Here is a 6,657-nt window from a genome sequence, read left to right on the forward strand (position 1 = left end):
CCGTCAGGTTCAGGTTTTTTTTGCCTGGAGAGTATCCAGGATGTTATTGCCGGCCTCAAAGTGATCATTTCCGATGTACTGCTACGGTTGTAAACAGCATATCCACCCCAGGGTCGGAGGGTGCTTTCCTCAGACCAACCTTCTCCGCCCCATCCGTAGGTGACAGGACCGTAGAAAAGAGAGTCGTTTAATTCCAGACTTGATTCAAAAGGGTAGGGGTTACCGATAAGATTCCATCCGGGAAGGAAAGTAAAAGTCCAGCCCGATTGGTCAATGCTCAATCCTGAACCAAGTTGAAAATCAACTGTCGATTTTACGTGCTGTATAAGCCAGTAGGCCTTTCCGGGCAATAATACCCGGGGCTCTTCATAACCGTCGTTTTTGGTAGCGCCCGTCCATTCCCAGATAGTCCAGTTCTTCACCTTCAATTTTCCCAGTTCATTTTCAAAAACTTCCTCTACTGTATTTTCATCAACTTCCGCCGGAATGGAAATCATTCGCCATAGATTTCCAGGCATTCCTTGGGTGAAGGCACTACCTTTTAATTGTGTGGATACCTGGCCATGTGTGAATGATATATTGACCGACTTTAAATCACTTCTGGACTTATTATTTCTTTCATCTTTTGCTTCAATATCAAAACTCACACCCTTCCAGGTAATATCTTTTCCAGGAATAGTCGCCGAATAATACGAATTCAGAGTATCCTCCAAATCCATGGATACATCTTCTGGCCTTGTTTCACCTCCAATTCTGTACCATAAGGTGGGATCCATTACGCTGTTTTTGTCAGTGATGGATGCTGTTACTTTGAGGGGTGTGTTTTCCGAGATCGGTTCATTTTCACTTATGACAATATCGGGACCGGTATTGTCGAACAGTATGACAACAGCTTTTAGTGGGATATTTATCATGTCCAGTCTTGGGTCGTTATGGGTAAAACTAAGATTGCCCCAGTAAGTACCGATATTTTGACCGGGGTTTATGATGATCTCAAGAAAATTGGTATCACCCGGTGCCGTGATCATTGAGCTGGTATTTACAGAGAAAATATCCCCTGTTATTTGAATGTCTGTTAATAGAAGGCTATCGTTACCGGTATTATGGATCTCAAGATAGGCGAAGGTGGTGGTGTCCGTCTCAATGCCCACTAAATTAAATGATGTATCTGAAAGCACTATCCTTGGTTCAAAATCAATATTGACAACCAAGACATCCGAAGGGTCCATATTATTGTAAACAGGATCGCCAGAGGTTATTTCAGAAGTAATGATCGTGAATTGCTGGTCTCCATCCGCTTCATTGTCATCTACACCGGTGACCGTGGCCTCTATAGAAGTCATCCATTCACTGGCTATAAATCTAGCAACAGGGGGATCAACCGTGCCTTCTGTTTCATCGCTACTTGAAAGAAAGATAACTACATCATCCAGAGGTTCAGCGGAGAGGGTAAGAGAAAAGTTGGCCTGCCCCCCCTTCTCCGTTGTTTCAAGACCATTGCTTGGGCTAACAATTAAAAGGGCATCATCATTGTCTTCATTAAATACAATAATATCTACAGGATCAGCGTCTTTGTAGTGTGGATCCTCAGATTCTGCCGGGAATGTCACGATGACTAAACCTTTCCGACCGTCCTTTATATTATCATCGACCCCGGTTATAGTGACTGTTTGTGACTCAGACCAGTTAGAGGAATTAAATGAAATACTTGTGGGTGCAACAGTTCCCTCTTCATCGTTGGCTGTTGCAAGCAGCAGTGTAACAGGTGAAGCGGGGTGAGTCCTTAACTGAAAACTGGTCTCGGCGGTTGTACCGTCTTCAGAGACAGAAAGTCCACTCAGGGGGCTTATAATAAATCCCGCTCCTTCATCATCAACGTTTTTCAATATGAGATCTGATGGATCGACTTTATTGTATGAACTGTCATCTGAAACCGTCGGATCAGTGATTACACTGAAGGTCTGGTCGCCATCAATAACAGCATCATCCTGCCCCAGGACCGTAACAGATTGAGGAACGTCCCAGTTATCAGGGGTAAACACAACCGAGGGCTGTTCCAGTGTTGCCTCCGTCACATCCGAACTTGACAGCCCAATAGTAACATTGGCCTCGGGTTTTGATAACAATACGAGACTGAAAGTACAATTTTGACCACCCTCACTGACATTTAGGCCGAAAATGGGGCTCACACTTACACCCGGCGCATCAACATTCAGGTTATGAACATTAGGGTCCGGGGTGTCAAAATTGTTGTAAGCGGGATCGTTTGAAATAGCTGGATCAGAAATTATTCTTATCATTTTGTCCGCATCCGGAATAGAGTCCGGTTTGCCCATTACTTGAACTTTTCTTATTCCTTCCCAGTTATCGGTGGAAAATATCAATGTATCCGGACTTATGGTAACCTCCGAAGTATCTGCACTCCTAAAGGGTATTTTCACATCGGAAAGCGGAGCGGCCTGAAGACGTACATTGAAGAATGCTCTTGTGCCATCCTCGGAGGTAAAAATACCCTCCAGAGGGTAAAGTCGAATATTCTTGATATCATTATCTATGTTGGTTCCGGAAATGTCAGTGGGGTCCTTGCCATTATATGCCGCATCCTCTGAAACGGCAGCGCCCAACTTAATAGAATAACTGACATTACCATCTGAAACATCATCGTCAATACCCGTAACAGCTATCTCTTGAGGGGTTGACCAATTTAGGAGGGTAATAACAATTTCGCTGGCTTCCAGCATGGCTTCGGTGGTATCGCTGGATGAAATGGGTATAGTTACGGAGTGGGTCGGTTTAACCTGAAGAGCCACCTTAAACACATCAGAACGGCCATTCTCTGAGGTGATAAGGCCACCAGCAGGTTCAATCAGGAAGCCGCCTTTTTCATCGTCTAAGTTCGTTACTGAAACATCTTCGGGGTTAATTCCGTCATAGTTTGGATCTGTGGAAACAGTAGGCCTTACTCTGATGATATAGTCCACATTTTCTACATCATCTGTATCATCTACACCTGTCACTGTCACTTTTTGGCCTGTTGCCCAATTAGTGGAAGTAAAAGTAAGCGTGTCTGGTGAAACTGTCCCCTCAGTAAGGTCCGATGACTCAAGGGGTAACTTGACATTATGAAGGGGTGCGGAATTGAGGAATATGCTGAAAGTGTCCTGGCCTGCTGCCTCTGTAGTAACTAGTCCGGAGTTCCGAGTTACGGTGACCCCTTCTGAAACATCAGAAACAGTGATGGAGACCGTATCAATGTCTGAAGTATATACACCATCACTCGCTGTAACGGTTAGTTTGTAGTTAGCCCTCGTTTCATAATTAAGAATCTTAGATGTTATTATTATACCGGTCGATGAACCGATGGTGAAAAAACCTTCATCGTTTCCGGATTCGACTTTCCAGTCCTGAATGGTATCACCGGCATCAGCATCGGTCGCCAGAACTGTGCCGACATTACTTCCCAATGCGGAAGCTTCTGATATTGTGAAAGACTGATTTGCCGTTATAATGGGAATATTGTCATTAACACCCTTAACAATAATGGTAAATGATTTTCCATAATTGAGGCTTCCTGAGTCAGTGACCTTTATTCGAATGAAATGTGTTTTCTTTGACTCGGTGTCCATGGTGGTGGCCGCTTTAAGACTGTCGCCGGAAATGGTGAAGTTTGAGTTATCCGTGCTTCCATCACCAGCCACAAGTGAATAGGAATGGCTGTCACCAGCGTCCACATCAGACGCGCTTAATTTGCCTACGAGGGTTCCTGAGGCGCTGTTGTCATCAATGATCCTGCTGGAAAGAGTGATATTCGACGGTGCCTCATTTACACTGGTAAGGGTCACGGCAACCGTTTTTGAGCCTGTTGTTGATAAATCATCCTCCACTTGGATAGTTGCCAAATAAGTACCGTCACCATTATTGTCATCGGGAGATTCTTTGTCTTTGGCTTCTTTGAAAGTGAGGACCCCTGCATTGGTAATGGAAAACTTTGATTCATCATCACCACCTGTAAGGCTGTAACTAAAGCCCTTATTATCCGGATCGGGATCTGAGGCCGTTATGGTTATTACTGTGGTCTGGTTCTCCGATGCTGTCACTGTATCGGCCGTGGCGATGGAGGGCGGGTCGTTAACACCTTTAACATTAACGCCAAACGATTCTGTAGCCGTCTTGCCGTTTGCTTCTCCTTGGATCGTCAGTGTGGCTGATCCATACTTGTTGTCTTTAAAGTCCAGTATTAAGCTGTTTGCAGATATAGATGCACTCAGCAGATCAGTGTTGCTGTTCGATGCAATTGTTTTCGTTATTTCATCTCCATCTTCATCGGTAAAAACCGCTGATATGTCAATGGTGTGATCAGATGCATCTTCATTTACCTCTACTTCAGAGATTTCGTTGGTTGCGAGTGGCCCATCATCAGCATCGGTGACAGTTATTGTCATGGAGGTAGTCTCAGCAAGTGAACCGTCAGATGTCTCTACAGAAATTTCATACTCGTTGTTTACATCAAGATCTGAGGGAGATTCATAATTTGGTGCATCTTTAAAAGAAAGGGCACCTTCCGAGGTGAGGGTAAATTTTTCGCTGTCATTACCTCCCACAATGCTGTAGCTAATAGAATTGCCCTCAGGATCACTGGCTTCTATATCGCCCACCAAGGCGACATTTTCAGGCGTCGATATTGTACTGGCGGTGATACTGGGAGGATCATTAACAGCCGTAATGGAAACATTTATATTGGCAATGCGCGTATCAAGACCGCCGTTGTCCGTTCCGCCATTGTCAGACAACTGCACACTCAGGATGACATTACCATTAGCATTCGTTGCCGGTGTAAAGGTAATCGATCCAGTTGACTCTGCCGAAGTATAGGTTACAGTAGGGTCAGGAATTTTACTCGCATCAGCACTGGAAGCCGTTAAACTGATTGTTTGGCTTGAGTGATAATCTCCATCGGCAATGCCCGAAAGGTTTACTGTGGTCTCATCAGAGTCTTCTGTAATAGTGAGGTCAGAAATGGCGTCAATTAAGGGAGGCGCATTGGCAGGAGAGTTGAGGCTGTTCTCGTAAGCTCCTATATCGGGATCATTCCCTGAAGGCCGAGAAGCACTGTTCAGGTCTAAATTAACAGCTGTTGAATCTATATCGTCAGGTGTCAAAGATTTGTTGGCACTTCCGTAGCCAATAGCCGGTGAATAGTTTTTTAGCGTGAGGTCATTGCTTCCAAGATCAGAAAAGTAGGGATCCGCATCAAAACTTGTCTCGTCAATATCAATGACGTCATTAGTGTTAGAAGGTTCTATGGAAGCAAGCCCTTTAATTATGGAGTTTCTGGCTTCGAATCTTCCGGCAGCACTACCGTTCAACTTTACTTTTTCCAAACCTGAACCAGCCCAGAAAATAGAGTTGTAGAAATAGATTTTTATCCCATGATGGGCATAAATCCCGGAGTCTTCGTCTCCGCAATCGCACTGATTGTTAAATATTGTTGAATGAAAAAACTTTAGGTTTACGTTATTGTAGGCATGGATGCCTCCACCAAATTGAGTAGCGGTATTGTCGTAAATAAGGGTGTTGATGAGTTTCATGACTACATGTGGTGAGTTGACATAAATTCCGCCTCCTTTGACACCTAGATTCTGACGAAATATTGTTCGTTCAAATATGGGATCAGCGTCCTTAACGAATAATCCACCTCCTTCAAAGCCTGATGAATTATTGGAAATGATTGAATCAAAGAACTGTGATCTATTTTTTGCGTGCGTAAGATAAATGCCACCTCCCGCAGAACCGGCACTATTCCCTGATACAAGAATATTATAATGTTTTGAGTCGTTCCAGCCTCCACCACCAATATACATTCCGCCACCATTGGTGTTTGCGATGTTCGAAATGACCCGAACATTTTTTAGTTCTGTATTTGATGCCTTAGGGTGAGCGTAACCGCCGCCATTTACGGAACTGTTATCCTTTATCAGGATACTGTCCAACGTTACGTCTGAAAGGCTATAGACGCATATGCCGCCTCCATCCGTAACCGCTTGATTGTTTCGAACAGTAGAAAATGCAAGTGATGCATCACTATTGTAATCGAAGAAAATTCCACCGCCATGGTCACTATCATTGTCCTTTATATCAAGATGCTTTAGTGTAGGACTGGACTTGTAAAGATAAATGCCGCCGCCAACACTTTTATTTGCACCATCTATTGTAATATTTGTGCCAGTACCGTTTTGTATCGTGAAACCCAGTAACAATGCCGCTGAGGTTTCTTCACCCACAAAAGTAACTACTGAGGCGCTGTCTGAATTCGAGGGTGAGCTTCCATCAATTATTGTCTGCGCTACATAACTCTTCATTGTTGTGGGATCGTCTGTCGTTAAGGTTTTCGATGCCACAACAATGTCCTTGCCGCGGAAATTAATATTTTCTGCATAAGTGCCTTCCGCCACAAGAACAGTATCTGAGCTATGACTTATGTTTATTGCATGTTGAATCGTTTCATATGGGCTTGCTTCTGAACCGTTACCACTTTCATCGGAACCTGCTGTGGAGACATGAATTCGTCTGTTGTTATTGTACCACCCGACACCACCGTGAAGCGACCCTCCTCTTTGATTGGCATAAATAATGTCCATGGTGCCATCCTGATCCAAA

Annotated in this window: 1 protein-coding gene; it reads right to left on the bottom strand. The window is 44.1% G+C overall.

Annotated features, from left to right (window positions below; all coding sequences use genetic code 11):
* A partial coding sequence (locus EYO21_06495) for a DUF1565 domain-containing protein (protein HIB03455.1) occupies positions 1-6,638 on the bottom strand: 6,638 nt, incomplete at its 3' end.
* Positions 6,639-6,657 lie beyond the last annotated feature (19 nt).

This window comes from Candidatus Neomarinimicrobiota bacterium (assembly GCA_012964825.1).
GTDB lineage: Bacteria > Fidelibacterota > Marinisomatia > Marinisomatales > S15-B10 > UBA2125.